Raw genomic sequence first — 26,850 nt, 5'->3', positions numbered from 1 at the left:
CATTAATCCTCAAACGGATCGGTCACAAGTATGGTGTCGTCGCGCTCAGGGCTAGTGGACAGAAGCGCTACCGGCGCACCGATCAACTCTTCCACCTGCCGGACATATTTGATTGCCTGCGCCGGAAGGTCCGCCCAGCGACGCGCGCCGACGGTCGATTCTTTCCAGCCTTCGAGCGTGATGTAGATCGGCTCGACGCGGGCCTGCGCCGCCTGGCTTGCCGGTAGATAATCTATCTCGACGCCGTCGAGCATGTAGCCGGTGCAGATTTTCAGCTCGTCGAGGCCATCGAGAACGTCGAGCTTGGTGAGCGCAATGCCTGTGATCCCAGACGTGACAACCGTCTGCTTGACGAGGACCGCATCGAACCAGCCGCAGCGACGCGGACGACCGGTGTTGACGCCGACCTCGCGGCCGACCGTGGACAAATGCCGGCCGATCTCGTCGTTGAGCTCGCAAGGGAAAGGCCCCTCGCCGACACGCGTCGTATAGGCCTTGGTGATACCGAGCACATAGCCAATCGCCGTCGGGCCGAGGCCAGAGCCTGCCGCCGCCTGCCCGGCCACCGTGTTCGACGATGTCACGAAAGGATAGGTGCCGTGGTCGTTGTCCAGCAGCGCGCCTTGGGCGCCTTCGAAAAGGATACGTGCGCCGGCCTTGCGCTGGTCGTCGAGCAACCTCCACACCTGATCCACATAAGGCAGGATGTGATGGGCGACCGACGTCAGTTCTTCATGCAGCGAATCGAACGAAATTTCCGGCAGGTTCATGCCGCGCCGCAGCGCATTGTGATGCGTCAGCAAGCGGTCGATCTTGACAGGCAGGGTTTCCGGCTCGGCGAGGTCGATCACGCGAATGGCGCGACGGCCGACCTTGTCTTCATAAGCCGGGCCGATCCCGCGGCGCGTCGTTCCGATCTTGGTGCCACTGTTGGAGGCCGCATCCTCGCGCAACCCATCGAGATCGCGATGGAGCGACAGTATGAGCGGCGCGTTCTCGGCAATGCGTAGCACCTCTGGCGTAACCGCAACGCCCTGGCTGCGCAGCTTTTCCACTTCAGCAACGAAATGATGGGGGTCAACGACCACACCGTTGCCGATGACGCTGAGCTTGCCGCGCACGAGGCCCGATGGGAGAAGGGCGAGCTTGTAGCTGACCCCGTCGACGACGAGCGTATGGCCGGCATTGTGACCGCCCTGGAAGCGCACGATCACGTCCGCACGTTCGGAAAGCCAGTCGACAATTTTGCCCTTGCCTTCGTCACCCCATTGCGAACCGATCACGACTACGTTCGTCATTTATTTACTTCCTGCTTCCTGCGCGATTGCAGCGCCTTGCTCAAACCCGCGCATCTATAAAGCTTTGTTTTTCGGAAAGCGACCCTGTTGTCACACCAGATTGGGCTTTTTGCATGACTTATCAGCGCTGCTATGCCCTCGATGCGGGCATTCGCGATCGGTGATCGAACAATTGTGACGAGAAGGCCGGTTCCGGGTGCCCGCCGAAGCTTACCCAAGTTCCAGCGTGGTCACCCCGAAGATCCGTTTCATCGGCAGGATCGGCGCCGGGCCTCGGTACATCCGCGTCGTTTCGAACACCGGTTCGAGACCGAAAGCTTCCGCCAGCCGAACGCCCTCGACATTGTCGGCGGGCACGTCGATGTAGATCCGCTGTGGCTTGCTGCCAGCGCGGCTTGGGGTCACCGGGATCAGGGCTGAAAGAATGGCCGTGGCCGTTTCGGGGTCATTGGCAAACAGCGGGCCGATCTTGTAGCCCTCGAAACAGCGCCGGATCGTGCCGTAGCCACGGATCTTGCCGCTACTGCGCACCACGACGGACTTTCGCTTCGCCGGCGCGCCGCACCAGAGCGAAATAAAGGTATTGCGTACCTCGGGAAACATCCCGGCGTCGTATCGCTGCAATCCGCCGAGCCGGTCGGGCGCAACCGGCGCCGCGACTATCCCGTTTGAGGGAAGACCCCTTGGAACGCCGCCGTAGCGCACCGTCTTATAGGCGACCTCGAAGCCGGCTCGCTGATAGTTCGCCTGCTGGTCGGCCACTCCGTCGAGACCAATGGTGCGCCCCTCCGCCGAGGCCATGCCGCGATCCCAGAGCTGCTTGCCAAAGCCCCTGCCCCGAAAATCTGGGTGGACCATGAAAAAGCCGAGAAAGGCGAAGGTTCCGCCATATTTTACGACGGATATGCAGCCAACAGGTACTTCACTGATCGCCCCAACAAGAAAACCCGAGGAATCGGTATCGTAGAAATCCAAAGCATCGTCGACACCGGGGTTCCATCCCTCCTGTCGGGCCCATTCGAGGGCAAGCTCTATTTCTCCTGGTCGCATCGTCCGAACGGCGAATGCTGAACTCATGCAACTTTCCTGAATACCCCCGCCTGAGACGTCTTCAAACCGAGAGCAAACAGCATCTCGGCAAGCTTGACGGCCGCAGCAACCCCATCGATGATCGGCACGCCATGTTCCAGACTGAGTTCATTGGCTAAATCCGCCATGCCGGCGCAGCCCAGAACGATTGCGTCGACGCCATCATTAGCCAATGCTGTTGTAATCTCAAGCGATATGGTGCGGCAAGCGTCCGATCCGGGACGTTCCAATTCGAGGACGGGCACTTCCGATGCGCGGACGCGGGCGCAGCGGCTCCTGAACCCGTAGGTGACGATATTGTCCTCGATGACGGGGATCGAGACCGAGAGGGTGGTGACGACGCTAAAGCGCCCGGCAATCAGCGTTGCCGCATGATACCCGGCCTCGCCGATGCCGATCACCGGACGCGATGTCCGCTGACGCGCCCGATAGAGCCCGGTGTCATCGAAGCAGGCGATGATGACGGCATCGAAATCCTCGTCGTTCGCCTTGTCGATTTCAGCAAACAGGCCAGGAAGCGCCGCCTCTCCATCCGCCCGTCCCTGGATGCTGGCCGGGCCCGTCGGCGGATTGCGGGCGACGATCTCGGTATCGGCGCCGGCAACTTTTCGGGCCGCCATGCCGATCTTTTCCGTCATCGAAGCCGTGGTGTTGGGGTTGATGACCAAAATGCGCATTCTTTTGAATTCCTTGGGCGTTCAAATTCCCTTGCCGGCGTCCGACCCCTGGGCGACGCGGCGAGCGCGCATGAACATGCCGATGGCGATGAAGACAAGAATAATACTGAAGGAGAAGCCCGTGGTGACGGTGCCGAGCGCATAGAGCACCGGCGTCGTAACATTGGTGGTCATGCCATAGATCTCGAGCGGCAGGGTGTTGAACGAGCCCGAGGTCATCAGCGTGCGGGCAAATTCGTCATAGGAAAGCGTGAAGCCGAACAGCGCCACGCCGATCAGGCTCGGCGCGATCATCGGCAGGACGACATGACGGAATGCCTGCCAGGAACTGGCTCCGAGATCGCGCGCTGCCTCTTCGTAGGATGGCGAGAAGCGGTTGAAGACGGCGAACATGATCAATACGCCGAAGGGCAGCGTCCAGGTCAGATGCGCGCCGAAGGCCGAGGAATACCAGGCGGGCGACAGGCCAAGCTGCTGGAACAGCACCCCGATGCCCAGCGAAATGATGATCGAGGGGACGACGAGGCTCGCAACCGTCGCATAGAAGATGATCGAGGCACCACGGAACTGGCGGCGGAAGGCAAGGCCGGCCAGAAGCGCTACGACGACGGTCACCACCATCACCATCAGCCCGAGAATGAAGGACCGCTGGAAAGCCGCGCCGAAATCGCCGACCGACTGGCGCTGGAACAGATTGACGAACCAGTGCAGCGACACGCCGTTGAGCGGAAAGGTCAGGCCGCCGTCCGGGCCCTGGAAAGAGAGGATGAAGATGGCCGAGAACGGGCCGTAGAGAAACAGCACGAACAGCCCGAAGAATATGGCGAGCACATAGAATTCCAGGGGCCGCTTTTCAGAGTTCATCTCAAAGCTCCTTGCGAATGTCGACGACACGAAGGATGGCCGCGACCATCAAAAGCACCAAGATCAGCAGCACGACCGCATTGGCGGCAGCGGCCGGATATTGCAGCAGCGACATCTGGTTCTTCATCATCAGCGCAACCGAAGCGCTCTGTCCGCCGGACATGACCTGCACCGTCGAGAAGTCGGCCATGACCAGCGTGACAACGAAAATCGTGCCTATTGCAATGCCCGGCTTGGCGAGCGGTATGACCACGTTCCAGAGGATCTGCCAGCCGGTGGCGCCGGCATCGCGCGCCGCCTCGAACAGCGAGCGGTCTATGCGCATCAGCGTGTTGAAGATCGGCGTCACCATGAAGAGTGTATAAAGATGCACCATGGCAAGGATGACCGCGAAATCCGAATAGAGCAGCCATTCGATCGGCTGCGGGATGACGCCCATCTTGATCAGCGATGAGTTGATCAGGCCATTTCGCCCGAGCACCGGGATCCAGGAGATCATCCGAATGATGTTCGACGTCAGGAACGGCACGGTGCAGATCAAAAACAGCATCATCTGCGTCGTCGTCTTGCGGATATGGAACGCCAGGAAATAGGCGACCCAGAAGCCGATGAACAATGTCAGGCCCCAGACGATGACGGTGAATTTGAGCGTATTGAGATAGGTCTTCCAGGTGACCCAGGAGCCGAGCGTATCGGTGTAGTTCGTGCTGAGGAAAGCGGGATAGATACCTGCGAAATCGTAATCCCAGAAGCTGACGACCGCGATCAACAGGATCGGCAGCAGGAAGAAGAAGCCGAGGATGACCAGCAGCGGCAGCGCCTGCAGATAGGACAGCAGCCCGAGCGGCAGCGTCAAATTGCGCCAGCCGGATTTCTGGGCCGCCCCCTTTTCCATTTGCGCCGTCGCGATTGTTGCCATTTCCAGTCTCCGTTGGTGCCGTGAGGCTGCCTTCACGCTGGCCCTCTCCGCGCAAGCAATTGCTTGTTACGGGCATCAGAAGCCGGGGTTGAGGCATGGCGCCCTTCCTGCGGTAAGATTCGCAGAATTGCTTCGAAGGGCGAGGGCGCTTGCGCCGATGTCTGCGGTTATCTGCAAGCCACGGACCTCGGGCCAGCCCTCGTGGTTCGAGACGACCCTTCGGGCCTCCTTACCATGAGAACTGGAGCAAGTTGCCCCCTCGCCTTCCGTTTCCTTCTCCCCGTGGGCAAGGGAGAAGGGGCTTTCGATATCAAGCAGCGATGAATTCGTTCCAGCGCTTGACCATGTAACGGTCCTCGTCCATGACCGAATTCCAGCAGGCGACGTGACCCATGCGTTCCTCGAACGAGCCGCCGTCGCGAACCGCTCCGGCCTTTTCCATGATCTTGCCTTCAGGAGACATGATGTCGCCCTGTGCAGGCTTGCCTTCGATCCAGTAGCCCCATTCATCGGCCGTCATGAAGTTCTTGGCAGTGTCCATGCAGGCCGAGTAATAGCCCTGGCGATTGAGGTAGCCGCCGACCCAGCCGGACGTGTACCAGTTGATATATTCGTAAGCCGCATCGAGCTGCGCGCCCGACAGGTGCTTGGCAAGGCCGAGACCGCCGCCCCATGAACGGTAACCTTCCTTGAGCGGCTGGAACTTGCAGGCGATGCCCTTGGAGCGGACGGCGGCAACGGCCGGCGACCACATAGACTGGATGACCACTTCGCCCGAAGCCATCAGGTTGACCGACTCGTCGAAAGACTTCCAAAAGGCACGGAACTGACCGTCGCCCTTGGTCTTGATGAGGAAGTCGATCGTCTTGTCGATCTCGGCCTTCGTCATGTTGCCCTTGTCGGCGTATTTGATGTGGCCGGAAGCTTCCATAATCATCGCAGCGTCCATGATGCCAATCGACGGGATGTTGAGGATCGCCGTCTTGCCCTTGAAGGCAGGATCGAGGATGTCAGCCCAGCTGGTAATGTCGCGGCCGACGAGGTCGGGGCGGATACCGAGCGTGTCGGCGTTGTAGATGGTCGGAACCATCGTCATCCATTCGGTCGGCTTCTTGGAGAATTTCTTGGAGGTCTGGCCTTCGACAAAGCCAACGGTGTGCGGAGCAGTACCCTGGGCGATGACGCTATCCGGCTTCAGCTTGCCGGTGATGAAAAGCGGTACGATCTTGTCGTAGTACTTCAGCTTCTTAGTGTCCATCGGCTGCAGGACGCCTGTCGGGAACACCTTCTTGGCGATCCAGTATTCGATGTCGGCGATGTCGTAACTGTCCGGTTGGGTCACGGCGCGCTGGGCCGCGGCATCGGAATCCGTTGCCGTCATTTCAAGGGTGATGCCGAGATCGGCCTTGCACTTGTCGGCAATGGCGTTGAGGTTCGACACGCCGGTGCCGAACTGGCGAAGCGTGATCGGGTTCTGCGCCCAGATCGTCGGGAAGCCGGTGATGAGGCCTGAGCCGGCCACTGCGCCGACGGCGGCAGCACCGGTCTTCAGCAGAGTACGGCGGGAAATTCCCGCTCCCGTCTTGGTTGATTTGGTTTCCTTGGTCATGCGCAGTCCCCTTTTTTGATGTTGAATATTCAGGCTGAAAGCCGGCCGAGGAGGACCGCATCCTCCAGGGCCCAACTCAATGACAGTGCATCGCCGACCGACACCGGCTTGGCAAAATATTCCGTGTCGCGAACGATGGCCGTGAAGTCCTCGCTGCCCGCGCCGATGACGGTGATCTTCACAGTGGCGCCGCGATATTCGACATTCGAAACGATGCCGTTGAACCCGAGGCTCTTTTCCGACGGTGGAGCCAGGCGGACGCGATCGGTGCGGATGCCGATATCGATCGGCGCGCCGGCATTGGAAGCATTGCCGCGGACGGAAAATGTCTGACCTTCCGGCGCTTCGAGCTTGACGACGCCGTCCTGGCTTTCCATGACGCGCCCGGAGAGCACGTTGTGATCGCCCATGAAGCGCGCAACGAAGGCTGTCGCCGGCCGTTCGAACACTTCCCGGGCTTCGGCTGCCTGCTCTATGCGACCGTTGTTCATCACGACGATCAGGTCGGAGAGCGCCATCGCCTCCTCCTGGCTGTGCGTCACATGGACGAAGGTGATGGCGAGCGTCTTCTGCAGCTTTTTCAATTCCGCCCGCATGCGGATCTTCAGGAACGGATCGAGCGCCGACAACGGCTCGTCGAGAAGCAGCGCTTCCGGGTCCGTGATCAGCGCGCGCGCAAGGGCCACACGCTGCTGCTGGCCGCCCGACAGCTGCGCCGGTCGCCGGTTGGCGTATGGCTCCATCTGCATGAGCTTCAGCATCTCAAGGGCCTTGGCCCGACGCGTCTCCTTGTCGACGCCCTTCATCTTCAGGCTGAAGGCGACGTTGTCGACGAGGTCGAGATGCGGAAAGAGCGCGTAGTTCTGAAACATCATCGCCGTACCGCGATCGGCGGGACGTGCATGGGTGATCTGGCTCTCCGAAAGCACGATGTCGCCTTCCGACACAGTCTCATGTCCGGCAGCCATGCGCAGCGTCGAAGACTTGCCGCAACCGGACGGACCGAGCAGGCAGCAATAGGTGCCGGCCGGCACCTTGAGATCAATGGCGTCGACGGCGAGCGCATTGCCGTAGCGCTTCGTCAGTCTGATAAGTTCAAGATCGCCCTTTGCCATCTGCACCTCTAGCAACATGCTTTTGCTCAAGGGAATTTGCAAAGGCCGTGCCAGTTGCGAAAAGTCAGATTAAACTATTGATAATATGCATATTTTAATTGCGAGATATTTAGGCGCCATACGCGTTGCCCATTTTATGGGAGCGGGAAAACGAGCAAATGCACACAACGTAAGCAGTGATTGTATACAAAACTTACGTGGCATTGCGCGCAATGATAGGTTATATTGAATGCAAGACAGCGATTTCTCTCAATCCCAAGCCGATAATAAACCATGCTCGAAACACCAGGAAAAAACAGGACGGCTGGGCAGCCGCCTGTGCAGCAGTCGCCCGTCTATCTCGGGATCAGGAGTGCTATTCTCGGCCACAGCGTAACGCCGGGCACGAAATTGCCCGAGGACGAACTCGGCGACATCTACTCCGTCAGCCGCACCGTCGTTCGCGCTGCCCTTCAGGCCCTTGCGCTAGACCACTTGGTGACGCTGGAGCAGAACCGCGGCGCCTTCGTTGCCAAGCCGACGCGGCTGGAGGCCCGGGAAGTCTTCGAGGCCCGCTCCCTGCTCGAGCCGAAGGTCGCCGCAATGGCAGCCGAGATCGCCAAGCCCGCCGATATCGCCCTTCTCGAGAGACATATGGAAGAAGAGCATGCCGCGGTCGCCGCCGGCAAGGACGGCGAAGCAGTCCATCTCTCCGGCCAGTTCCATGTCGCGATCGCCGAGATCGCCAACCACTCGATCTACACGGATTTCGTGCGCAGGCTCTGCTCGCGCTCCTCGCTGATAGTAGCGCTATACTGGCGCCGCCGCGACACGATCTGCGAACACCACGCCCATCACGAGCTGGTCAAAGCCATTGCGCAGCACAAGCCAAAGGACGCCGCCGAACTGATGGTCAGCCACATCGTCGACCTCTTCTCCGGCCTCGACCTCTCCGAGCGCGAACCCGTCGGCAAACGGCTGTCCGATATTTTGAAGGGCTGATCGCGGCAGGCGTCGCAATATTGCTTTGCGTCCCCAGTGAGGCAGCGCCTTGCGGATTTATCCCCTTTTTATAAAACATTCGTGCAGCGGCTGCACAAACGTCGGTCGGATATGGCCGACTGGGGGAACGCTGTGTATAAGCGCAGGCGATCGACAATGCTTGGGATCCGATCGAAGGTCCGATCCCGACGCAGCCTGAGGAATAGATTTCATGCGCATCACGATGATCGGCTCTGGTTATGTGGGTCTGGTATCCGGCGTCTGCTTTGCGGATTTCGGCCATGACGTCATATGCGTCGATAACGACGTTACCAAGATCGACGCACTGAGGGCTGGCGCAATCCCGATCTTCGAGCCGGGACTGGAGCAACTGGTGGCCGACAATGTCCGCTCCGGCCGCCTGTCGTTCTCGACAGAAGTGGAGGAGTGCGTCTCTGCAAGCGACGTCATCTTCATCGCTGTCGGCACCCCGTCGCGCCGTGGCGATGGCCATGCGGATTTGTCCTATGTCTATGCCGTCGCCCGCGAAATCGCGATGCATATCAAGGGCTTCACCGTCGTCGTCACCAAGTCGACCGTGCCGGTCGGCACCGGCGACGAGGTCGAGCGCATCATCCGCGAAACCAATCCCGATGCCGATGTTGCTGTCGTCTCCAATCCGGAGTTCCTGCGCGAAGGCGCAGCCATCGAGGACTTCAAGCGCCCGGACCGCATCGTCATCGGCCTTGACGACGATCGCGCCCGCGAGGTGATGACCGAGGTCTACCGACCGCTTTACCTTAACCAGGCGCCGCTGCTTTTCACCTCGCGACGCACGTCGGAACTGATCAAATATGCCGCCAACGCCTTCCTCGCGATGAAGATCACCTTCATCAACGAGATGGCCGATCTTTGCGAGAAAGTTGGCGCCAATGTCCAGGAGGTTTCCCGCGGGATCGGCCTCGACGGCCGCATCGGCTCGAAGTTCTTGCATGCAGGCCCTGGCTACGGCGGCTCGTGCTTCCCGAAGGACACGCTTGCGCTGGCCAAAACCGCCCAGGACTATGACAGCCCCGTGCGGCTGATCGAAACGACGATCTCGATCAACGACAACCGCAAGCGTGCCATGGGCCGCAAAGTCATCGCAGCAGTCGGCGGCGACGTGCGCGGCAAGACGATCGCAGTCCTTGGCCTCACATTCAAGCCCAATACCGACGACATGCGTGACAGCCCTGCAATCTCGATCATCCAGACACTGCAGGACGGCGGCGCCACTGTCATCGGCTATGATCCGGAAGGCATGGAGAACGCTGCGAATGTCATCGACGGCATTGCCTATGCCGAGGACGCCTATGGCGCAGCGCAAGGCGCCGACGCTGTGGTCATCGTCACCGAATGGAACCAGTTCCGCGCGCTCGATTTTCTCAGATTGAAGTCGGTCATGAAAGCACCGCTGCTGATCGACCTGCGCAACATCTATCGTCGCGATGAGGTCGTCCGCCATGGGTTCGAATATACCAGCGTCGGACGACCGACGCCGCAGACCGGCGAAACCGCAAGGAAGGCCTGAACATGCGTTATTTGATTACAGGCACCGCTGGTTTCATCGGCTTCCATCTTGCCAAGCGCCTGCTTGACGACGGCAATTTCGTTGTCGGCTTTGACGGCATGACGCCGTACTACGACGTGGCGCTGAAGGAAAAGCGCCACGCAATCCTTTCCCGCTCGAACGGCTTCAAGGCAGTCGTCGGCATGCTCGAAGACAAGATTGCCCTCGACAGGGCGGCAGAGCTTGCAGAGCCTGACGTCATCGTCCATCTCGCGGCCCAGGCAGGCGTCCGCTATAGCCTCGAGAACCCGAAATCCTACGTCGATTCCAATGTTACCGGCTCGTTCAACGTCATCGAGCTCGCCCGCGCGCTGAAGCCGAAGCATCTGCTACTGGCCTCGACCTCGTCTGTCTACGGCGCCAATGAGAAGATGCCGTTTGCCGAAAGCGACAAGGCCGACGAGCAGATGACGATCTATGCGGCGACGAAGAAGAGCATGGAGTTGATGGCGCACAGCTACGCCCATCTCTTCGGCACCCCGACGACCGCCTTCCGCTTCTTCACGGTCTACGGTCCCTGGGGCCGCCCCGACATGGCGCTCTTCAAGTTCGTCGATGCCGTGCGTCACGACAGGCCGATTGAGATCTACGGCGAAGGCAAGATGAGCCGCGACTTCACCTATATCGACGATCTCGTCGAGGGCATCGTCCGCCTCATTGCCGTCGTGCCGTCCGAGGAAAACCGGGTGGTCAGCGATGCGTGTGTCGACTCGCTATCTCGCCATGCACCGTTCCGGATCGTCAATATCGGCGGCGGAACATCGGTCGAGCTGATGCATTTCGTCGAGACCATCGAGGCGGCGCTCGGCAAGCCAGCCATCCGCAAGATGCTGCCGATGCAACCCGGCGACGTCCACCGGACCTTCGCCGACCCCAGCCTCCTGGTTGCGCTAACCGACTTCAAGCCGCAGATACCGGTCGAAGAAGGCGTGCGTCGCTTCGTGGAGTGGTATCAGGAAAACTATTGATCGAAACGGCTCGTCAGCCGGCGCGGTGGTAAGTCCGATCGAAATAGACCAGGCCCTGCCCGTCATCGCGGCGGCGAATGGCATCGACTTCGCACATCAAGATGTCATGCGTTCCACCGTCGGCACGGTGGATGATGCGGCAATCGAAGGAGACCAGCGCGTCGTCGAGCACCGGCGACCCGGTCGCAAGCTCAGACCATGAGGCCGCGGAAAAGCGCTCCTCGACCGGCGTCTTGCCGCCGAAAAGCCGCGACAGGTCCTGATGGCCGTCGGAAAGAACGTTGACGCAGAGAACGCCGTTGGCAGTGACTGCCGGATGCACGGAAGCGCCACGATTGAGGCAGACAAGCAAGGTCGGCGGGCTGTCGGTGACGCTGCAGACAGCGGTCGCGGCAAAACCGGCCAGGCCGCCGGGGCCGTTGGTCGTGACGATGTTGACAGCAGCAGCCATGCGCGACATGGCATCACGGAATTCGAACCTGTTGGCCTCGGGCTCGGCTACCGGGACCGCATCCCTGATCGCCACTGACGTCTTCATGTTCATTTCACGTCCTCGCTTGACCGCCCGCGGGTTCATCGCAAGTTACTCATCTTGTATAGCACTCTCAAGCAACGGCTTTCTCTCCTACGGGCTACGGACGAGACAATATTCCCTATTAAATCTATGGGCAAAGAGAATATTTTCGGACACAACGTCAATTGACGGCGACGCCTGCCGGCACCCGGTTTCGCCGAACCTCAAGAAGGATATGGCCGAAGAGGGCGAAGAGAACGATCGGCCCGCCGATCATCGTTGCGGCAGACGGCGTCTCCTTAAGAAAGATCCAGACCCAGAGCGGGGTGAGCGGCACTTCGAGTGCTGTCAGGAGACTGGCGTCCGCAGCCGGTATCAGACGCGAACCGAAGGTGTAGAGACTGAGGCCCATGGCATTCTGGACCAGCCCGAAGGCGATGATCAGGCCGGTATCGCCAGCCGAGACCGAGCCCGGGGAGGCGAACCAGAAGGTGACAAACGAGCAGAGCCAGGCCGAGGCTGCCATCGCCGGCAACATCGGCACGTTGCGGTGCTGGCGCATGACAACGGCAAGGCCCGCAACCATCAAGGTCATGATCGCCGCTAGCACCTTACCGAGCCAGCTCCCGCCGCCGCCAGACTCGCCGGTGAGCATGACGATGACGCCGAGGAGTGCAACGCTGCTGGCGACCATCGTGGTCACGCTTGGCCGCTCCTTGATGAAGACATAGGCAACGCCCGCGGTGACGAAAGGCACGGTCGCATAGATCACCATCGCATCGGCGACCGACGTATAATAGATCGACCCGATGCCGCTGATCATTGCCGCGGTCGAAAATAGGGTCGCTGCCAGCGACGGCCCACGCATCGAACCGATAGTCCGAAAGGCGCGACCGCGCTCGATATAGAGAAAAAGGGCAAAGACCCCGCAGCCAGAAACGATGCCGCGGCAAAATAGGATCGTCATCAGATCCGCGTGGATCAGGCGGACGAAAATGCCGGAGGAAGACCACGCCAACGCCGAAAGCGCCACATAGGCGACGCCGACGCGGTGTTGCTTCTGCTCGGCGAGCGTCAAGGCGAATCCTCCCGGTATTTTAGGGTTCGACTATTAGCGAGCGCAGCGATTGCCGGCAAGCAAAGGCAGCGCCCTTTGGCGTCGCCAATGAAATAAGGCGCGCCGGTTGCATAACCGCCACGTCTTTACTCGTTCCGGCTTCGATTACGCGTGAATTGCGAAGAAGTTGCCAACCGCCTCTATTTCGCTCTGACGGAGATCGTGGCCGCCGGCATGCCATTCCACCTTCACATCTGCCCCCTGGCGGGCGAAATAATCCGCCAGGCCCTTCGTCATCGGCATGGGCGCGATCGGGTCGCGTTCGCCGGCGGTAATCAACACCCGGCGTCCGGCAAGCTCGGCATTGTCGACCGGCTGGAACGGAATGAGCGGATGCATCAGCACCGAGGCATCGAACAGATCGCCGTGCTCGATCAACATGTTAGCAAGAATATTCGCGCCATTCGAAAAGCCGAGACCGAGAATGTCGGTGGACTTGTGCTCCTCCGCCAGACGCTTGACATAGCCGGCCATCTTGTCAGTCGCGCGGGCAAGATCCGTCATGTCGTAGACGCCCTCCCCCGTGCGTTTGAAGAAGCGCGCGGCGCCGTATTCCGAAACGTCTCCACGCGGCGAGATGATCGTTGCTTCGGGCAGCAATCGGCTGGCGAAATCGAAGAACTGGTTCTCGTCGCCGCCGGTGCCGTGGAAGACGAAGAAAATAGGCTTTCCCGGTGCACCGGCGCGCAGCCGGTCCACATAAGTTGTGTCTGTCATGTCGACCCCCTCCCCTAGGCTTCCAGCGGCTCGAGATGCTGCTCGAGCAACTCGCGCAAATGCGCATGCTGTTGTGGCAGCTTTAGCGCCTCGCCAAGATGGGCAGTGTCCTCGTCGCGATTGAAGCCAGGTTCGTTGGTCGCGACTTCGAACAGGACGCCGCCTGGCGTGCGGAAATAGATCGCCCAGAAGTAATCGCGATCGATGACCGGGGTTACCTGATGTCCCGTATCCATCAGCGCCTTGCGGACTTCCAGCTGCTTTGCACGATTTTCAACGGCGAAGGCAACATGATGCACGGAGCCGGCACCCGGCATGGACCGGGCAATGTTCGGCATCGTTTCAAGATCGACGAAATCAGCGCCGTTGCCGCCAGGGATCGCCAGCCGCTTGACGCCGTCATGCGTATCGACGACCTGATAACCCATATATTTCAACAGCTCGTCGGTGGCGCCATCATCGCGAAGCCGCATGGATACCGAATGGAATCCGCGGATCGCATGATCGGCATCGACGCCGCCATGGGTCCAGGGCTCGCGCAAGTCGTCCTTGACTTCGACGAACGCAAGTCCGTCGCCGTCTGGGCCGGCAAAATGCAGCCGCTTCTGGCCAAACGCTTCATCGGCCTTGATCCCTTCGATGCCCTTGGCGCCAAGGCGATCGGCCCAGTAGCCGATGGCACCTTCAGGGACGGAAAATACCGTCGTGCCAACCTCGCCGGTGCCGGGACGCCCCCGCGGCATCTTACCAAACGGAAAATAGGTCATGACGGAACCCGGCGTGCCGATCTCGTCTCCGTAGTAGAGATGATAGACGTCGGGACTATCGAAGTTCACGGTCTTCTTGACGCGGCGCAGGCCGAGCGTGTCGGTGAAGAACTGGTTGTTGGTCCGTGCGTTTCCAGCCATCGAAGTAACGTGGTGAAGACCCTTGATCTGGTCGAGCATTTCAAACCCCTTTCCAGGCCCACACTATCGGGGCCTTTCTCATGGGCAGAAAATGGTCTCGGCGACCCTTTTCGGATAGCCCCCGATCACCAAACGGATTGTCCTCATTTATTGAACGATGGAATCGTGTCGTTCAACGAGACTTGCCGTTGACGCCAGATGACAAATGGCTACTGCCGGATTTGACTGCGCTACTTTCCGGTCGCATCGACAGGCAGCGCCCAGTCGATCGGCTCGCGGCCGTTTGCCTTGAGATAGGCATCCGCCTTGGAGAAATGCTTGGAACCGAGGAAACCGTTATGGGCCGAAAGCGGCGATGGATGCGCGGCCTTCAGCACCAGATGCCGCGAAGCATCGACGAATGCGGCCTTCTTCTGCGCATAGCTTCCCCAAAGCATGAAGACCACGGCGTTGCATTCGTCGTTGACGGTGCGGATGACCGCGTCGGTGAAGCGTTCCCAGCCTTTTCCCTGATGCGAAGCGGCACGGGACTCCTCGACGGTCAGCACGCTGTTCAGCAGCAGGACTCCCTGCTTCGCCCAGCTTTCGAGGAAGCCGTGAGGCGCCGGCGGAATGCCGAGATCGCTTTGCAGCTCCTTGTAGATATTGACCAGAGACGGCGGAATGGGCACGCCGGGCTGCACGCTGAAGCAGAGGCCATGTGCCTGACCCTGGCCGTGATAGGGATCCTGGCCGAGGATGACGACCTTCACGTCGGAGAGCGGCGTCAGGTCGAGGGCTCGAAAATATTCAGGCCCGCGGGGAAAGATGCTTTTCCCGCGCTGTTTTTCCTCGAGAAGAAATGCCTTGAGCTGATCCATATAGCCACTGCCGAACTCATGCGACAGCGCTTCTCTCCAGCTCTCCTCCAGCTTGACACTTGCTTCCGGCATGGACCAGCTCCGCTCCGTTTCGCCAGATTGGATTGAGGACGAAAGCCAGCGCCTGTCAAGAAAGCACGGGCCATCGAAGAAAGAAGGGCACAGATTTCAATCCTTCACCCGCAGCATCTCCGGGTCGTAGAGCGGCTTCATGACGACCGAACATGGTACACGCCGCATGGCGACATCGAGTTCATAGCTGCCGGATAGGACGAACGCCTCGGTGACGCCGTCAGCATCGCCGACATAGCCATAGCCGATCGGCCTGTCGATCGTGTAGCCGAAGCCGCCGCTGGAAAGCCAGCCGACGTGCTTGCCGTCGCGATAGATCGTCTCGCGTCCGAGCAATACGACGTCTCGGTCGTCGGGAACAAAACAGGCAAGCATCTGCGTCACGCCGGAGGTCAGCTGGCGATTGACCGCATCACGGCCGCGGAAGGCAATGTTCTTTTTCATCTTCACCGCGAAGCCAAGGCCCGCCTCGATGGGCGTATGATCCGGGCCGATATCAGAGCCCCAGGCGCGATATCCTTTTTCCAGCCTGCAGCTCTCGATAGCGCGATAGCCCGCGTTGACCAGGCCGTGGGTTCCTCCTGCCGCCATCACCGCGTCATAGACCGTCACCGCATATTCGACAGGCACATGCAGTTCATAGCCAAGCTCGCCGACATAGGTGATACGCAGCGCCCGAACGGGACAGCCGGCAATGCCGATCGTTCGCACACTGGCGAAGGGGAAAGCGGCGTTGGAGACATCGCAGTTGGTGACGGCTTCGAGGATGGCGCGCGACTTCGGTCCCATCAACGAGAGGACTGAATAGGCCGATGTGATATCGATCAGCTCTGCGTGCATATCGGCCGGGATGCCCTTGGCTATCCAGTCGAAATCACGGGTGGCAAAGCCCGTGCCAGTGGTAATGTAGTATTCGTCCTCGGCAATGCGCGCGACCGTAAGATCGCATTCGATGCCGCCCCGGTTGTTCAGCATTTGGGTGTAGACGAGGGAGCCGACGGGCTTTGCGACGTCGTTGGAGGCGATCCAGCTAAGTGCAGCCTCGGCATCGGCACCCTTCAGCACGAATTTGGCAAAGGAGGTCTGGTCAAACAACACGGCGGCCTCGCGCACCGCCTTATGCTCGCGACCAACCGCCGAAAACCAGTTCTGCCTGTCATAGCTGTATATGTCCTTCGGCTCCTCGCCGGCAAAGAAATCGGCGAACCAGTTCGGTCGCTCCCAGCCGAGCTTTTCGCCGAAGCAGGCACCTTGCGCCTTCAATCGGTCGTAGAGCGGCGATTTGCGGCAGGGGCGAGCGCTGGCATGTTCTTCATGGGGCCAGGCCATCGCATAGTGCTTGCCATAGGCTTCGAGCGTGCGCGTGCGGATCCAGTCCGTGTCGAAATGCGGACGGCCGAAGCGGCGAATATCGACGGGCCAAAGATCATAGGGCGGCTCGCCCGTTGCCACCCATTCGGCAAGGGCCATGCCGGCACCCCCGGCAGAGGCGATGCCGAAGGCATTGAAGCCGGCGCCAATGAAAAAGTTCTTGAGTTCCGGCGCTTCGCCAAGAATAAAATTGCCATCCGGCGTGAAGCTCTCGGGGCCGTTCAACAACTGCTTGGCCCCCGCCGTGCGCAGTGCGGGCACTCGCGCCAGCGCGTGGCTCATGATCTGGCCAAAGTGGTCGTAGTTGGAATCGAGCAGCGAGAACTGGAAGTCATCTGGGACGCCCTTGGTCGCCCACGGAATGGGATTGGGCTCGTAGCCCCCCATGACGAGGCCGCCGAGCTCTTCCTTGTAGTAGGTCAACCGGTCCGGGTCGCGCAGCGTCGGCAGGTTGGAGGGAACGCCGAAGGAATCGGTCAGGACATATTGGTGCTCGATGGATACGAGCGGCACGTTGACGCCGAAACGCCCCGCGAGTTGCCGTGTCCATTGGCCGGCGCATACGACGACGCGCTCGCATTCGATCCTACCGCGATCCGTGACGACCGCGCAAATCCTGCCCCTGTCGATCTCGATGTCGACAACGCTGGTATCCTCGAAAATCGAGGCACCTGCCTTGCGCGCGCCCCTTGCAAGCGCCTGCGTGATGTCGGAAGGGTTCGCCTGACCGTCTGTCGGCAGGAAGACCGCACCGATCACGTCGTCGACCTGCATCAGCGGCCAGAGATCCAGCGCCTCCGCAGGCGTCAGAAGCTGCACGTCGAGACCGAACGACCGCGCGGTCGTCGCCTGCCGCTTGACTTCGGTCCATCGCTCCGCGTTACAGGCGAGCCGCAATCCGCCGTTCATCTTCCAGCCGGTGGCAAGACCCGTCTCGACCTCCAGGCGATCGTAGAGATCGACGGAATAGCTGAGCAGACGGGTGATACTGGCGCTCGAGCGAAGCTGGCCGACAAGACCGGCAGCATGGAAAGTCGTTCCCGAGGTGAGCTTGTGGCGCTCCAGCAAGACGGTATCGGTCCAGCCGATCTTGGCCAGATGGTAGGCAGTGGAACATCCGATGATGCCGCCCCCGATGACGACCGCTTTTGCTGTGGCAGGCAGTTGCTTCATCAAACGACCTCAAACTCGCAGAAGGCGCCACCACGAGCAACCGCGCGAAGGCTGCAATGAACCATCGTCGTATCGTGCGCGTGATCGGCGGGCGGCGGGCGAATTGCACGATCGACCACTTGGCAAATCCCGGCGGATCCGTGCAGAGCCCGGAGAGCCTGTGTAATATCGTCAGACGAAGCAGTCATCGCCTATCCCGGTCTTCCTGCAGATTGTGTGAAAGGTTCTTCACAAAAAATCGACAGTCAAGAATTATCCACAGAATATAACAAAATTTTGACTTTTTGTTGAATTTTTGGAAGGGAAAATGTAGCAAATGACGGATTTTTTACCTAAATCGCATCAGGATGCTTTCCGCGCCCCGAAATTTAACTTAAAAAATCTCAATTGGCCCAGCTCCACCGAGGTAGTTCAATGTCAGTCTCCGATCAGGCTCCGATACACGCGAACCACCGTGAGCGCGAGATCCTGGAGGAACTACGCCTTGCGGGCGGCGCCAGTCGCATCCAGTTTCTTGCCGAACGGCTGGCAGTCTCCGAAGAGACGATCCGGCGGAATATTCGCGCGCTCGAAGCCAATGGGCTGGTGACGAAAGTGCATGGCGGCGTCCACATCAAGGACTCGGCGGTCGAGCAGCCGCTGCACTACCGCATGAACGAAAACCCCGAAGCCAAGCGGCTGATCGCAGCCCGCGTCGCCGGCATGATCGAAAACGGCGACACCATCTTTCTCGACATCGGATCAACGACCGCCTTCATCGCTGTGGCGCTTCAGAAGCATCAGAACCTGTTCATTGTGACCAATGCTGTGTCTGTCGCCCATGCGCTTGCGACCCGCAATGGCAATCGCGTCTTCTTTGCGGGCGGCGAATTGCGCAGCCATGACGGCGGCGCCTTCGGCGTGGAATCGATCAATTTTCTGCGCCGCTTCAGCGTCCGGCATGCGGTTCTTTCTGTCGGCGCTGTCAACGCCACGTCGGGTTTCATGCTGCATGATTTCGATGAAGCCGAATACTCACGCGAAGCGGCGAGACGGGCCGAAAACCGTGTGATCGTCGCCGACAGCCATAAGTTCGGCCGCAGCGCACCCATCATCGTCGACGACCCATCGACCTATGACATGCTCGTTACCGACGAGCGTCCTCCGGCCGATATCGAGGATATGCTGATCCGCAATCAGATCGAGCTCGTAGTCGCAAGCAGAGACGGCTAGATACGGACTGCAAGTAACGCAGCGGTGCTCATCGCCTCCAAGGTCGCAGCAGCCTTGCTGGCATGCCTCTCTTTATGCCGCAATAGGCGAAAATTTCTGATCGGCAGATCGAAGGCAGCCTTTGCAAGGTGACCCTCATGGAGATAGATGCCGGCGGCCGCGCGGGAAATAGCTGCGGCGCAACGTCCTGATCGGACTGCCGACAATACCGCCTCGTTCGACGGCAGGACCAATGCCACCTTGAGTTCTCCAGGCGACCGGCCGAGCTTCGCCACCGAGTTTTCAAATTCGGAGCGCGTCCCCGAGCCTTTCTCGCGCATCACCCAGGATGTATCAGCGACAAGATCGTTGACGGAAAGCGGCCGTCCGCCGGCCCACTCATGATCGGGCGCCACGACGATCACCAACGCGTCCGTGTCGACGACACGCGATGACAAGGTCGGCGCGTCGAACTCGCCCTCGACGAAACCAAGCTCCGCCTCGCCCTTGATCACCGCCTCCGCGGCGGTTCGGGTATTACCGATTGTAAGGTCGAGATCGACGCCCGGATAATCGAGATGAAACCGCATGAGAATGGGCGGCAGCCAATAGCTGGCAATGGTTTGGCTGGCATAGATGCTGAGTTTGCCGCGCTGCAGGCCGCCGAGTTCGGACAGCATGAGTTCCGCCGAGCGCACGCGCGCAAGCGTCGCCTTCGCCTCGGTGAGGAACGTGCGGCCGATTTCGGTCAGTTCGATCCCCCTCCCCACACGGTGAAAGAGCTCGACACCGTAGAATGCCTCGAGATTCTTGATCGAAGCGCTGACTGCCGACGGCGTCAACCGGATAGCCTCGGCCGCCTGGGTCAAATGTTCGCGTTCGGCAACGGCGACAAAAATGGCAAGTTGTTCGAATGTCATGACAGATCGTTCTATTTTAACGAACGAAACGTAGCATTTTATTCGATAGAAGTCGACGATTATAGGTGAGATATTCCGGCCGTTGCTAAATCTCTGAAACCGATCGGCAGACTGTCATGCCCACCCTGCCCACTATCCATCGCGTGCTCCCGGGCCTTGCGCTCTGTGCCGGCGTGGCACTACTGGCCTGCCTCGGCGAAAGGCTGGAGATCGGCGTCCTCGGTGGGAAATGGATAGAGAGCCTTGTGCTGGCGATCGCTCTCGGGATTGCCGTTAGCAGCGTGCGGCCTTTGAATGCGCCGCTGCGTCCCGGCATCGACTTTAGCGCCAAGATCCTGCTTGAAATTGCCATCGTGCTCCTTGGCGGCTCGATCAGCCTGTCGGCCATCGCAGGTGCAGGTCTTGGCCTCGTCGCCGGGATCGCGATCCTCGTGCTTTTATCGATTGCAATAAGCTACGGCGTCGGCCGTTTGCTCGGCCTGCCGTCGAAACTCGCAGCACTGATTGCCTGCGGTAATTCGATCTGCGGCAATTCGGCCATCGTTGCCGTCGCGCCCGTCATCGAGGCCGGATCGGAAGAGATCGCGGCAGCCCTTGCCTTCACCGCGGTCCTCGGCGTCGCTGCCGTCTTCCTTCTGCCGAGCCTCTATTTCCACGCCGGCATGAGCGCGTCTCGATATGGCGTCTTTGCTGGGCTGACGGTCTATGCAGTGCCGCAGGTGCTGGCGGCGACCGCGCCGGTCGGGCTACTCAGCGTTCAGACCGGAACGCTCGTCAAGCTCATCCGCGTGCTGATGCTGGGGCCGGTCATCTTTGTATTGGGCCTTGCCATGAAAAACCAGACCGAACACCTGCCATCGGACCATCGCCACGCCTTGGTGCCATGGTTCATCGGCGGCTTCCTGGCCATGACAATGCTTCGCTCGCTTGGGTTCATTCCGGAAATGATCGTCGCCCCGATGGCTCTGATGTCGAGCGCCTTGACCGTCGTCGCCATGGCGGCACTCGGTCTGTCGGTCAACATCCGCTCGGTCGCCCATGCCGGCGGCAGGGTGATAGCGGCCGCGATCATTTCGCTGCTCGCTTTGAGCGCCCTCAGCTACGCACTGATCCTGATGCTACGGATCGGCTGAAGGATACCGCTTGCTACTGTCGCGTGAGCCGCACGGCATCGGGCGTCTGTCGATCGCGCAGAAGTGCGGATATCTCCTCGGCCGGACTTGGATAGCCAAGCGCATAGCCCTGGAGACCGTCGCAGCCGATACGGGCCAAAAGGCGCGCATGCTCCTCGGTCTCGACCCCCTCGGCGATCACCTCGACATTCAACGCCTTGGCGATCTCGACGATCGAGGCAACGAGCCGCCGCTGCTCGTCGGACACGGTGATGTCGAAGACCAACTGACGGTCGATCTTCAGCCGCTTCGGCCGAAGCTTGACCAGACCTATCAACGAGGCATGGCCCGAGCCGAAATCATCGATCTCGACGTCGATGCCCATCCGTTTTATCTGCTCGATGTTGGAAAGAACGACATCGTCACTGTCGTCGAGAAAAATGGTCTCGATCAATTCGAAGACGATGGCGTGACGCGGAATGTTCAGTTTCAGCAGGCCGCTGATCAACTGGGGATCACCGAGGCGATTGGCGGAGATATTGACCGCGATGCGTGGCGAAACGACGCCCCTTCCTTGCCACTCCGCCCTGTCCAGCAAGGCGCGATCGAGGATGGCAGCGTCGATATCCGCCGTCAGTCCGTATTCGCCGGCAACCTTGAGAAAGGCGCCGGGCGCCAACAACCCATGCACCGGATGCTGCCATCGCGCCAGCGCCTCGAGCCCGAAGATGCGCCGCGTCCGCGCATCCACCTGGATCTGGTAGAAGGGGACGATCTCGCCCCGCGCCAGCGCCACCTTCAATTCTTCGGCGAGTTGCCGTTCCCCCTGCAGGTCCGATTGAAGCTTCAAGGTGAAGAACTCGGCACGATTCCTGCCGAGCTTCTTTGCCTGATAGAGGGCCAGGTCGGATTCCGCCAGCAGATTGCCCGCGTCGCCCGACAGGTTCCATGCCACCCCCATCGACACCCCCGTCTGTAAGACATCGCCGCTAAATGGGATACCGTCGCGCAGTCGCGACAGGATGGTTTCGGCAATTGCCCTTAGAGCATCCAAATCGCCAAAGTTGACAAGCACGACGACAAATTCGTCGCCACCAATGCGCGCCACGAAATCCCGTTTTGAGATGAGTTCGCGCAGGCGCCCCGCAGCGCATTGCAACATCGCGTCGCCGGCGGCGTGCCCCGCCTTGTCGTTGATCTGCTTGAAGCGATCGAGATCGATGTGGAGCAGCGCCAGTGTTTCGGCATCCGGCTCGTCACGCAACTCGGCCATCTTCCGGTCGAAATGGCGACGGTTCGGCAGGCCGGTCAGATAATCGTGGTCGGCCGCCTGTTCGACGCGCGCCTTGCTGCGCTCCAGCGCCACGGCCCTGGCTTCGGCAACCGTCCTCTGGTCTGCGAGCTCGCGGTTGAGCCGGACGTCGGCCGTGACATCCCATTCGGCTCCGATAAACGAGGGGACGCCGCCGGGGCCCTCAAAGAAATGTGCCTTGGAATGGATATGACGAACATCGCCATTCGGGTGGACGATGCGAAACTGCGAGTCGTAAGGTCCCTTGGCGGCGATCGCCGCATCGAACTCTGCCATCGCACGCTCGCGATCGTCGGGGTGGATCGTTGCCATCCAGACCGAAGACGCCACCTTCCGCTCCTTGCGACCGGTGCCGTAGAGGCGATGCATCTGCTGGTCCCAAAGGATCTCATTGGTGTCCAGGTTGTGCTCCCAGACCCCGATTTGCGACGCATCCATCGCCAACTCCAGTCTCCTTAAAAGATCCTGGAATTCCTGCTCAGACCGACGATTTTTCCTCTTCAGCCCCGAGATTTTTGCTTCCTCACGACGTGTCCTGAGAGACGGTAGGTTTCAGACAATATCGTACCACTTCAACCATTAATGATCTTCAATAATTACCTAATTAAGGATATGGCTTTTTGCCTGCAACTTTTGATAGATCCTCTTTAATGATTGTGTCTCGGCGGCTTGATCGAAAGCCGGCGAAAATCTGAGGCTCCGTCGATCACTGCGCCGTCGGACAGTTGCGTGACCGAGGCGCGGTACATGCGCTGCCACGGCGTGGCATCGGCGGGAACCGGCGGAATACCGTCACCCTTGCGCCTTTCTATCTCAACGTCGTCGACCAGCATGTCGCACAGCCCCTGGTTGAAATCGATCCGGATGATATCGCCGGTCCGAAGCCAGGCAAGCCCGCCGCCCGCGGCGCTTTCCGGTGAGGCGTTGAGAATGGAAGGACTGTCGGCGGTGCCCGACTGCCGGCCGTCGCCGATCGTCGGCAGGCTGTTGATGCCGCGCTTCAACAGATGATCCGGCGGCTGCATGTTGACCACTTCAGCCGACCCCGGCCAGCCGATCGGACCAGCGCCGCGAATGACGAGGATGCTGTTTTCGTCGATGCCGAGCGCGGGATCGTTGATGCCTTTGTGATAATCCTCCGAGCCGTCGAAGACAAAGGCCTTGCCCTCGAATATGCCTTCCCGGCCCGGCTCCTGGAGGTAGCGATTGCGGAAATCCTCTGACACGACGCTCATCTTCATGATAGCGAAATCGAAGAGATTGCCCTTCAGCACCAGGAAGCCTGCACGCTCCTTGAGCGGCTCTGCGAACGGACGGATGACCTCGCGGTCGCTTGCCTCTCGGCCCCTCAGATTTTCCCCAATCGACTTGCCGGTAACGGTCGGACAGTTGCCGTCGAGGTGGCCCGCCTGCAAGAGTTCCCACATGACGGCCGGCACGCCGCCTGCCCTGTGGAAACGCTCGCCAAGATAGGCGCCTGCCGGCTGGACATTTGCCAAAAGCGGTATGTCGAAGCCATGCACCTGCCAATCTTCAGGATAAAGTTCGACGCCGGCATGCTTGGCCATCGCCGCCAGATGCGGCTGCGCATTGGTCGAGCCGCCGATCGCCGAATTCACCCGGATTGCGTTGAGGAAGGCCTGGCGCGTCAGGATGTCGGAGGGCTTGATGTCCTCGAGCACCAGTTCGACGGCGCGCCTGCCGGTGCGATAGGCCATCTGGCTGCGTTCGCGATAGGCGGCCGGAATGGCGGCAGAGCCCGTCAGCGACATGCCCAACGCCTCCGCCAGCGCATTCATCGTCGAGGCGGTGCCCATGGTGTTGCAATGGCCGATGGAGGGCGCCGAGCCAAGCGCCGCCTGCAGGAATTCCTCCTCGTCGATTTCGCCCGCTGCCAGCTTGCGTCGCATTCGCCAGATGACGGTTCCCGAGCCCGCGAGCTCGCCATCATGCCAGCCGTCGAGCATCGGCCCGCCGGATAGGACGATCGCGGGAATATCGACGGTCGAAGCCGCCATCAGCGCCGAGGGCGTGGTCTTGTCGCAGCCGGTGGTCAGCACCACCCCGTCGAGCGGGTAGCCGTAGAGGATCTCGACGAGCCCGAGATAGGCAAGGTTGCGGTCGAGCGCCGCAGTCGGCCGCTTGCAGTTTTCGAACATCGGATGCGTCGGAAACTCGATCGGGATGCCGCCGGCGTCGCGAATGCCGTCGCGGACGCGCTTGGCAAGATCGAGGTGATGGCGGTTGCAGGGTGTTAGGTCGCTGCCGCTTTGCGCAATGCCGATGATCGGCTTGCCCGAGCGCAGTTCCTCCGGCGTAATGCCGTAATTCATAAAGCGCTCGAGATAGAGAGCCGTCAGGTCGATATGATCGGGATTGTCGAACCAGTCCTGCGAACGGAGGCGGCGCTTTGCCCTGCCGGTATCAGTCATGTCGTCATTTCCCTTTTTCCCGGGCATTCAGTTTTTCAAGATGCAGCAACAGTCCGCTGTGATCCACCTCGCCACCGCCATCGGCAATGAACTCGGCGAATTCCTCGCGGACTGCCTCCGTCAACGGCAATGTCAGGCCGAGGTTTTCTGCGGTGGCAAGGACGGCATTGAGGTCCTTGAGCTGGTTGTTCGACGATCCGCCGGGCTTGAAGTCGCGAGAGACCATCCGCTGGCCATGTAGTTCGAGTATCCGGCTTTCGGCAAAGCCGCCGCGAATGGCGTTGCGGAATGCCTCGGGCGAACCGCCGCCCGCCTCGATCATCAGCATGGCCTCGGCGATCGCCGCGATCGTGATCGCGACGATCTGCTGGTTGCCGAGCTTTGCTAGCTGCCCGCTGCCGCTCGGCCCCACATGCGTCAATCGTCCCATCGGGGCGAAAACCGCAGCCAGTTCATCGATATCGGCCGCCTCGCCGCCTGCCATGATCGCCAGCGTTCCCGCCTGCGCGCCGACAACGCCGCCGGACACCGGCGCGTCGATATGGGCAAGCCCATGCTGGCCAAGCCTCTTAGAATGTTCCCTTGCAACCGGAGGCGGGATCGAGCTCATATCGACGACCACAGCACCCGGTTCCAGTGCCTCGGCGACACCTGATGCAAACAGCACCTGTGCGACGGCGTCGCCGTTCGTCAGCATGGTGATGACGACGGAGGCGTCCCTTGCTGCATCGCCGGCCGATTGGGCGACCTCGGCGCCGTCAGCCGCCAATGGCTGCGCCTTGGCAACGTCGCGGTTCCAGACGGTGACAGGAAAACCAGCACCGAGTAGCCGGCGAGCCATCGGCGCACCCATCAGGCCTGTTCCGAGAAAGGCGATCCGGGGTCTTGCGTCCGCCATCACAGGCTTCCTCCAAGTTCGTCCTCGATATGTGCGCGGATGATTTCTTCGAAGGAGCTCTCCGCCTTAAAGCCCAGCTTCGCCGCGCGCTTGGCGGCAAAGCCCTGCGGCCAGCCGGAAACGATCCGCATGATGAGTTCGTCCGGCTCCCGGCGGATGAGCTTGACGGCCTTGTCGCCTGCGACCTTGCGCAAGGCCTCGATCTGCTCGCCGACGCTTGCACTGACGCCGGGCATGGCGAGATTTCGTTGCGCGCCGAGTGGCGTCAGATCGATGGACGCCGCATGCAGCAGGAACCCGACCGCCGAGCGCGGCGACGCGTGCCAGTGGCGAACGTCATCCGGTACCGGCAGCACAGCTTCCATCCCGACCAGTGGTTCACGCAGGATGCCTGAAAAGAACCCTGATGCCGCCTTGTTCGGCTTGCCGGGCCGAATGCAGATGGTCGGCAAACGGATGCCGATGCCATCGAAAAAGCCGCGCCTGACGTAATCGGCGAGAAGCAGTTCGCTCATTGCCTTCTGCGTACCGTAACTGGTGAGAGGCGTCAGGTTGAAATTGTCGGGGATGAGATTGGGCAACGGCGCACCAAAAACGGCGCAGGACGAGGTAAACACCAGCCTCGGTCTATAGCCTTCCTCGGCATTGGCGGCGCGAATGGCCTCGAACAATAGCCGTGTGCCATCAAGATTGATGGAGTAGCCCTTCTCGAAATCGAGCTCCGCTTCGCCCGATACGATAGCCGCGAGATGGAAGATCAAGTCGGGACGCTGCGCGATGATCTTTTCGGCCACGCCAGGCTCCAAGAGGTCGCGGGCCCGCGCTTTGACCTTGCCGGGGAAACCTTCAGGTGCTGTCGGCTTGACCACATCGACGAGCGTCAAGCGCGTGACATCCCTGCCCGCGACCCCAGCCGCGACCAGCCGCGCCGTCAGTTTCCGGCCAATCATGCCGGCCGCTCCGATGATGGCAATATGCAAGGCTTTCTCCTCCGAAACGACCGCCGGCAGCGGCTCCTCGCGCCCGACGTACGTCAATCATTTCCTTCATTGTTTGATAGACCTAAGACAGCCTCTTGCAAACCGCTTTGACTGGTCCAGACAATTCGCCGCGAAGGTGCCGTAAATCAAAATGGGCGGGCTCTT

23 protein-coding genes are annotated in these 26,850 nt (G+C 60.4%); 5 read left to right on the top strand and 18 right to left on the bottom strand.

Going from position 1 to position 26,850, the window contains the following annotated elements; translation table 11 throughout:
* Positions 1 to 2: 2 nt before the first annotated feature.
* The 7 genes from AB4Z52_RS01435 to AB4Z52_RS01405 form a co-directional block, all read right to left on the bottom strand.
* On the bottom strand, positions 3 to 1,298 hold the full coding sequence (locus AB4Z52_RS01435) for an adenylosuccinate synthase (protein ID WP_442216114.1): 1,296 nt from the start codon (positions 1,296 to 1,298) through the stop codon (positions 3 to 5).
* A gap of 210 nt (positions 1,299 to 1,508) precedes the next feature.
* Positions 1,509 to 2,375, bottom strand: a complete 867-nt coding sequence (locus AB4Z52_RS01430; protein ID WP_442216113.1) for a GNAT family N-acetyltransferase — start codon at positions 2,373 to 2,375, stop codon at positions 1,509 to 1,511.
* Positions 2,372 to 3,064 carry an aspartate/glutamate racemase family protein gene (locus AB4Z52_RS01425; RefSeq protein ID WP_442216112.1) on the bottom strand — a complete coding sequence of 231 codons (693 nt, stop codon included), beginning with the start codon at positions 3,062 to 3,064 and terminating at the stop codon, positions 2,372 to 2,374. Before AB4Z52_RS01425 ends, AB4Z52_RS01430 begins: the two co-directional genes overlap by 4 nt.
* Positions 3,065 to 3,085: 21 nt before the next feature.
* Complete coding sequence (locus AB4Z52_RS01420) at positions 3,086 to 3,928, bottom strand: ABC transporter permease (RefSeq protein ID WP_442216111.1); 843 nt, start codon at positions 3,926 to 3,928, stop codon at positions 3,086 to 3,088.
* Position 3,929: 1 nt separating this feature from the next.
* Positions 3,930 to 4,847: an ABC transporter permease gene (locus tag AB4Z52_RS01415; RefSeq protein ID WP_442216110.1), complete on the bottom strand. Its 918-nt coding sequence runs from the start codon at positions 4,845 to 4,847 to the stop codon at positions 3,930 to 3,932.
* Between the two features lie 310 nt (positions 4,848 to 5,157).
* Entirely contained in the window at positions 5,158 to 6,456 is a 1,299-nt protein-coding gene (locus AB4Z52_RS01410) for an ABC transporter substrate-binding protein (RefSeq protein WP_442216109.1), read from the bottom strand.
* Between the two features lie 29 nt (positions 6,457 to 6,485).
* Positions 6,486 to 7,571: an ABC transporter ATP-binding protein gene (locus AB4Z52_RS01405; protein WP_442216629.1), complete on the bottom strand. Its 1,086-nt coding sequence runs from the start codon at positions 7,569 to 7,571 to the stop codon at positions 6,486 to 6,488.
* A gap of 273 nt (positions 7,572 to 7,844) precedes the next feature.
* Here AB4Z52_RS01405 and AB4Z52_RS01400 point away from each other — a divergent pair, with 273 nt between their 5' ends.
* The 3 genes from AB4Z52_RS01400 to AB4Z52_RS01390 all read left to right on the top strand — a co-directional run bounded on the left by AB4Z52_RS01400 (position 7,845) and on the right by AB4Z52_RS01390 (position 11,108).
* A complete protein-coding gene (locus AB4Z52_RS01400) occupies positions 7,845 to 8,552 on the top strand; it encodes a GntR family transcriptional regulator (RefSeq protein WP_442216108.1) in 708 nt (235 codons plus the stop codon).
* A gap of 211 nt (positions 8,553 to 8,763) precedes the next feature.
* Positions 8,764 to 10,101 carry a UDP-glucose dehydrogenase family protein gene (locus tag AB4Z52_RS01395; protein WP_442216107.1) on the top strand — a complete coding sequence of 446 codons (1,338 nt, stop codon included), beginning with the start codon at positions 8,764 to 8,766 and terminating at the stop codon, positions 10,099 to 10,101.
* 2 nt (positions 10,102 to 10,103) lie between these two features.
* The gene (locus AB4Z52_RS01390; RefSeq protein WP_442216106.1) at positions 10,104 to 11,108 is read left to right on the top strand and encodes an NAD-dependent epimerase; all 1,005 of its coding nucleotides are present in this window, start codon (positions 10,104 to 10,106) and stop codon (positions 11,106 to 11,108) included.
* Between the two features lie 13 nt (positions 11,109 to 11,121).
* Here AB4Z52_RS01390 and rutF read toward each other — a convergent pair whose 3' ends face one another.
* The 6 genes from rutF to AB4Z52_RS01360 all read right to left on the bottom strand — a co-directional run bounded on the left by rutF (position 11,122) and on the right by AB4Z52_RS01360 (position 17,843).
* Positions 11,122 to 11,652, bottom strand: a complete 531-nt coding sequence (gene rutF / locus AB4Z52_RS01385; protein ID WP_442216105.1) for an NADH-dependent FMN reductase RutF — start codon at positions 11,650 to 11,652, stop codon at positions 11,122 to 11,124.
* A gap of 151 nt (positions 11,653 to 11,803) precedes the next feature.
* A complete protein-coding gene (locus tag AB4Z52_RS01380; protein ID WP_442216104.1) occupies positions 11,804 to 12,700 on the bottom strand; it encodes a DMT family transporter in 897 nt (298 codons plus the stop codon).
* Positions 12,701 to 12,844: 144 nt separating this feature from the next.
* Positions 12,845 to 13,456, bottom strand: a complete 612-nt coding sequence (locus AB4Z52_RS01375) for an alpha/beta hydrolase (protein ID WP_442216103.1) — start codon at positions 13,454 to 13,456, stop codon at positions 12,845 to 12,847.
* A 14-nt stretch (positions 13,457 to 13,470) separates the two neighbouring features.
* On the bottom strand, positions 13,471 to 14,403 hold the full coding sequence (locus AB4Z52_RS01370) for a VOC family protein (protein ID WP_442216102.1): 933 nt from the start codon (positions 14,401 to 14,403) through the stop codon (positions 13,471 to 13,473).
* A gap of 191 nt (positions 14,404 to 14,594) precedes the next feature.
* Positions 14,595 to 15,296, bottom strand: a complete 702-nt coding sequence (gene ung / locus AB4Z52_RS01365) for a uracil-DNA glycosylase (RefSeq protein ID WP_442216101.1) — start codon at positions 15,294 to 15,296, stop codon at positions 14,595 to 14,597.
* Positions 15,297 to 15,392: 96 nt separating this feature from the next.
* Positions 15,393 to 17,843 carry a GcvT family protein gene (locus tag AB4Z52_RS01360; protein ID WP_442216100.1) on the bottom strand — a complete coding sequence of 817 codons (2,451 nt, stop codon included), beginning with the start codon at positions 17,841 to 17,843 and terminating at the stop codon, positions 15,393 to 15,395.
* 411 nt (positions 17,844 to 18,254) lie between these two features.
* On the opposite strand from AB4Z52_RS01360, the gene AB4Z52_RS01355 reads away from it, so the two are divergent.
* On the top strand, positions 18,255 to 19,052 hold the full coding sequence (locus AB4Z52_RS01355) for a DeoR/GlpR family DNA-binding transcription regulator (RefSeq protein ID WP_442216099.1): 798 nt from the start codon (positions 18,255 to 18,257) through the stop codon (positions 19,050 to 19,052).
* Here AB4Z52_RS01355 and AB4Z52_RS01350 read toward each other — a convergent pair.
* Entirely contained in the window at positions 19,049 to 19,951 is a 903-nt protein-coding gene (locus AB4Z52_RS01350; RefSeq protein WP_442216098.1) for a LysR substrate-binding domain-containing protein, read from the bottom strand. The genes AB4Z52_RS01355 and AB4Z52_RS01350 overlap by 4 nt on opposite strands.
* A 116-nt stretch (positions 19,952 to 20,067) precedes the next feature.
* Between AB4Z52_RS01350 and AB4Z52_RS01345 the strand changes: the two genes are divergently transcribed.
* Positions 20,068 to 21,084, top strand: a complete 1,017-nt coding sequence (locus AB4Z52_RS01345; protein ID WP_442216097.1) for a YeiH family protein — start codon at positions 20,068 to 20,070, stop codon at positions 21,082 to 21,084.
* 13 nt (positions 21,085 to 21,097) lie between these two features.
* Here the strand turns inward: AB4Z52_RS01345 and AB4Z52_RS01340 are convergent, their stop codons facing one another.
* From AB4Z52_RS01340 to denD, 4 genes are all read right to left on the bottom strand, one after another.
* The gene (locus AB4Z52_RS01340; protein ID WP_442216096.1) at positions 21,098 to 22,813 is read right to left on the bottom strand and encodes a putative bifunctional diguanylate cyclase/phosphodiesterase; all 1,716 of its coding nucleotides are present in this window, start codon (positions 22,811 to 22,813) and stop codon (positions 21,098 to 21,100) included.
* A 209-nt stretch (positions 22,814 to 23,022) separates the two neighbouring features.
* Entirely contained in the window at positions 23,023 to 24,807 is a 1,785-nt protein-coding gene (locus tag AB4Z52_RS01335; RefSeq protein ID WP_442216095.1) for an IlvD/Edd family dehydratase, read from the bottom strand.
* A 4-nt stretch (positions 24,808 to 24,811) separates the two neighbouring features.
* Positions 24,812 to 25,705, bottom strand: coding sequence for an NAD(P)-dependent oxidoreductase (locus AB4Z52_RS01330; protein ID WP_442216094.1), 894 nt, complete (start codon positions 25,703 to 25,705; stop codon positions 24,812 to 24,814).
* Positions 25,705 to 26,685: a D-erythronate dehydrogenase gene (denD, locus tag AB4Z52_RS01325; RefSeq protein WP_442216628.1), complete on the bottom strand. Its 981-nt coding sequence runs from the start codon at positions 26,683 to 26,685 to the stop codon at positions 25,705 to 25,707. Before denD ends, AB4Z52_RS01330 begins: the two co-directional genes overlap by 1 nt.
* Between the last annotated feature and the right edge of the window lie 165 nt (positions 26,686 to 26,850).

Source organism: Rhizobium sp. 2YAF20, from assembly GCF_052114685.1.
Lineage (GTDB): Bacteria > Pseudomonadota > Alphaproteobacteria > Rhizobiales > Rhizobiaceae > Rhizobium.
The sequence above is the reverse complement of the archived record's forward strand: the minus strand, read 5'-3'. Positions and strand labels throughout refer to the sequence as shown.

What these genes read in the sequence shown, in the direction of transcription:
- AB4Z52_RS01345 (WP_442216097.1), top strand. Translation starts at nt 20,068, where the DNA reads ATGCCCACCCTGCCCACTATCCATCGCGTGCTCCCGGGCCTTGCGCTC.
- AB4Z52_RS01405 (WP_442216629.1), bottom strand. Translation starts at nt 7,571, where the DNA reads ATGGCAAAGGGCGATCTTGAACTTATCAGACTGACGAAGCGCTACGGC.
- AB4Z52_RS01355 (WP_442216099.1), top strand. Translation starts at nt 18,255, where the DNA reads ATGTCAGTCTCCGATCAGGCTCCGATACACGCGAACCACCGTGAGCGC.
- AB4Z52_RS01350 (WP_442216098.1), bottom strand. Translation starts at nt 19,951, where the DNA reads ATGACATTCGAACAACTTGCCATTTTTGTCGCCGTTGCCGAACGCGAA.
- AB4Z52_RS01335 (WP_442216095.1), bottom strand. Translation starts at nt 24,807, where the DNA reads ATGACTGATACCGGCAGGGCAAAGCGCCGCCTCCGTTCGCAGGACTGG.
- AB4Z52_RS01415 (WP_442216110.1), bottom strand. Translation starts at nt 4,847, where the DNA reads ATGGCAACAATCGCGACGGCGCAAATGGAAAAGGGGGCGGCCCAGAAA.
- AB4Z52_RS01410 (WP_442216109.1), bottom strand. Translation starts at nt 6,456, where the DNA reads ATGACCAAGGAAACCAAATCAACCAAGACGGGAGCGGGAATTTCCCGC.
- ung (WP_442216101.1), bottom strand. Translation starts at nt 15,296, where the DNA reads ATGCCGGAAGCAAGTGTCAAGCTGGAGGAGAGCTGGAGAGAAGCGCTG.
- AB4Z52_RS01330 (WP_442216094.1), bottom strand. Translation starts at nt 25,705, where the DNA reads ATGGCGGACGCAAGACCCCGGATCGCCTTTCTCGGAACAGGCCTGATG.
- AB4Z52_RS01390 (WP_442216106.1), top strand. Translation starts at nt 10,104, where the DNA reads ATGCGTTATTTGATTACAGGCACCGCTGGTTTCATCGGCTTCCATCTT.
- AB4Z52_RS01400 (WP_442216108.1), top strand. Translation starts at nt 7,845, where the DNA reads ATGCTCGAAACACCAGGAAAAAACAGGACGGCTGGGCAGCCGCCTGTG.
- AB4Z52_RS01375 (WP_442216103.1), bottom strand. Translation starts at nt 13,456, where the DNA reads ATGACAGACACAACTTATGTGGACCGGCTGCGCGCCGGTGCACCGGGA.
- AB4Z52_RS01340 (WP_442216096.1), bottom strand. Translation starts at nt 22,813, where the DNA reads ATGGATGCGTCGCAAATCGGGGTCTGGGAGCACAACCTGGACACCAAT.
- AB4Z52_RS01435 (WP_442216114.1), bottom strand. Translation starts at nt 1,298, where the DNA reads ATGACGAACGTAGTCGTGATCGGTTCGCAATGGGGTGACGAAGGCAAG.
- AB4Z52_RS01395 (WP_442216107.1), top strand. Translation starts at nt 8,764, where the DNA reads ATGCGCATCACGATGATCGGCTCTGGTTATGTGGGTCTGGTATCCGGC.
- AB4Z52_RS01425 (WP_442216112.1), bottom strand. Translation starts at nt 3,064, where the DNA reads ATGCGCATTTTGGTCATCAACCCCAACACCACGGCTTCGATGACGGAA.
- AB4Z52_RS01420 (WP_442216111.1), bottom strand. Translation starts at nt 3,928, where the DNA reads ATGAACTCTGAAAAGCGGCCCCTGGAATTCTATGTGCTCGCCATATTC.
- AB4Z52_RS01430 (WP_442216113.1), bottom strand. Translation starts at nt 2,375, where the DNA reads ATGAGTTCAGCATTCGCCGTTCGGACGATGCGACCAGGAGAAATAGAG.
- rutF (WP_442216105.1), bottom strand. Translation starts at nt 11,652, where the DNA reads ATGAACATGAAGACGTCAGTGGCGATCAGGGATGCGGTCCCGGTAGCC.
- AB4Z52_RS01370 (WP_442216102.1), bottom strand. Translation starts at nt 14,403, where the DNA reads ATGCTCGACCAGATCAAGGGTCTTCACCACGTTACTTCGATGGCTGGA.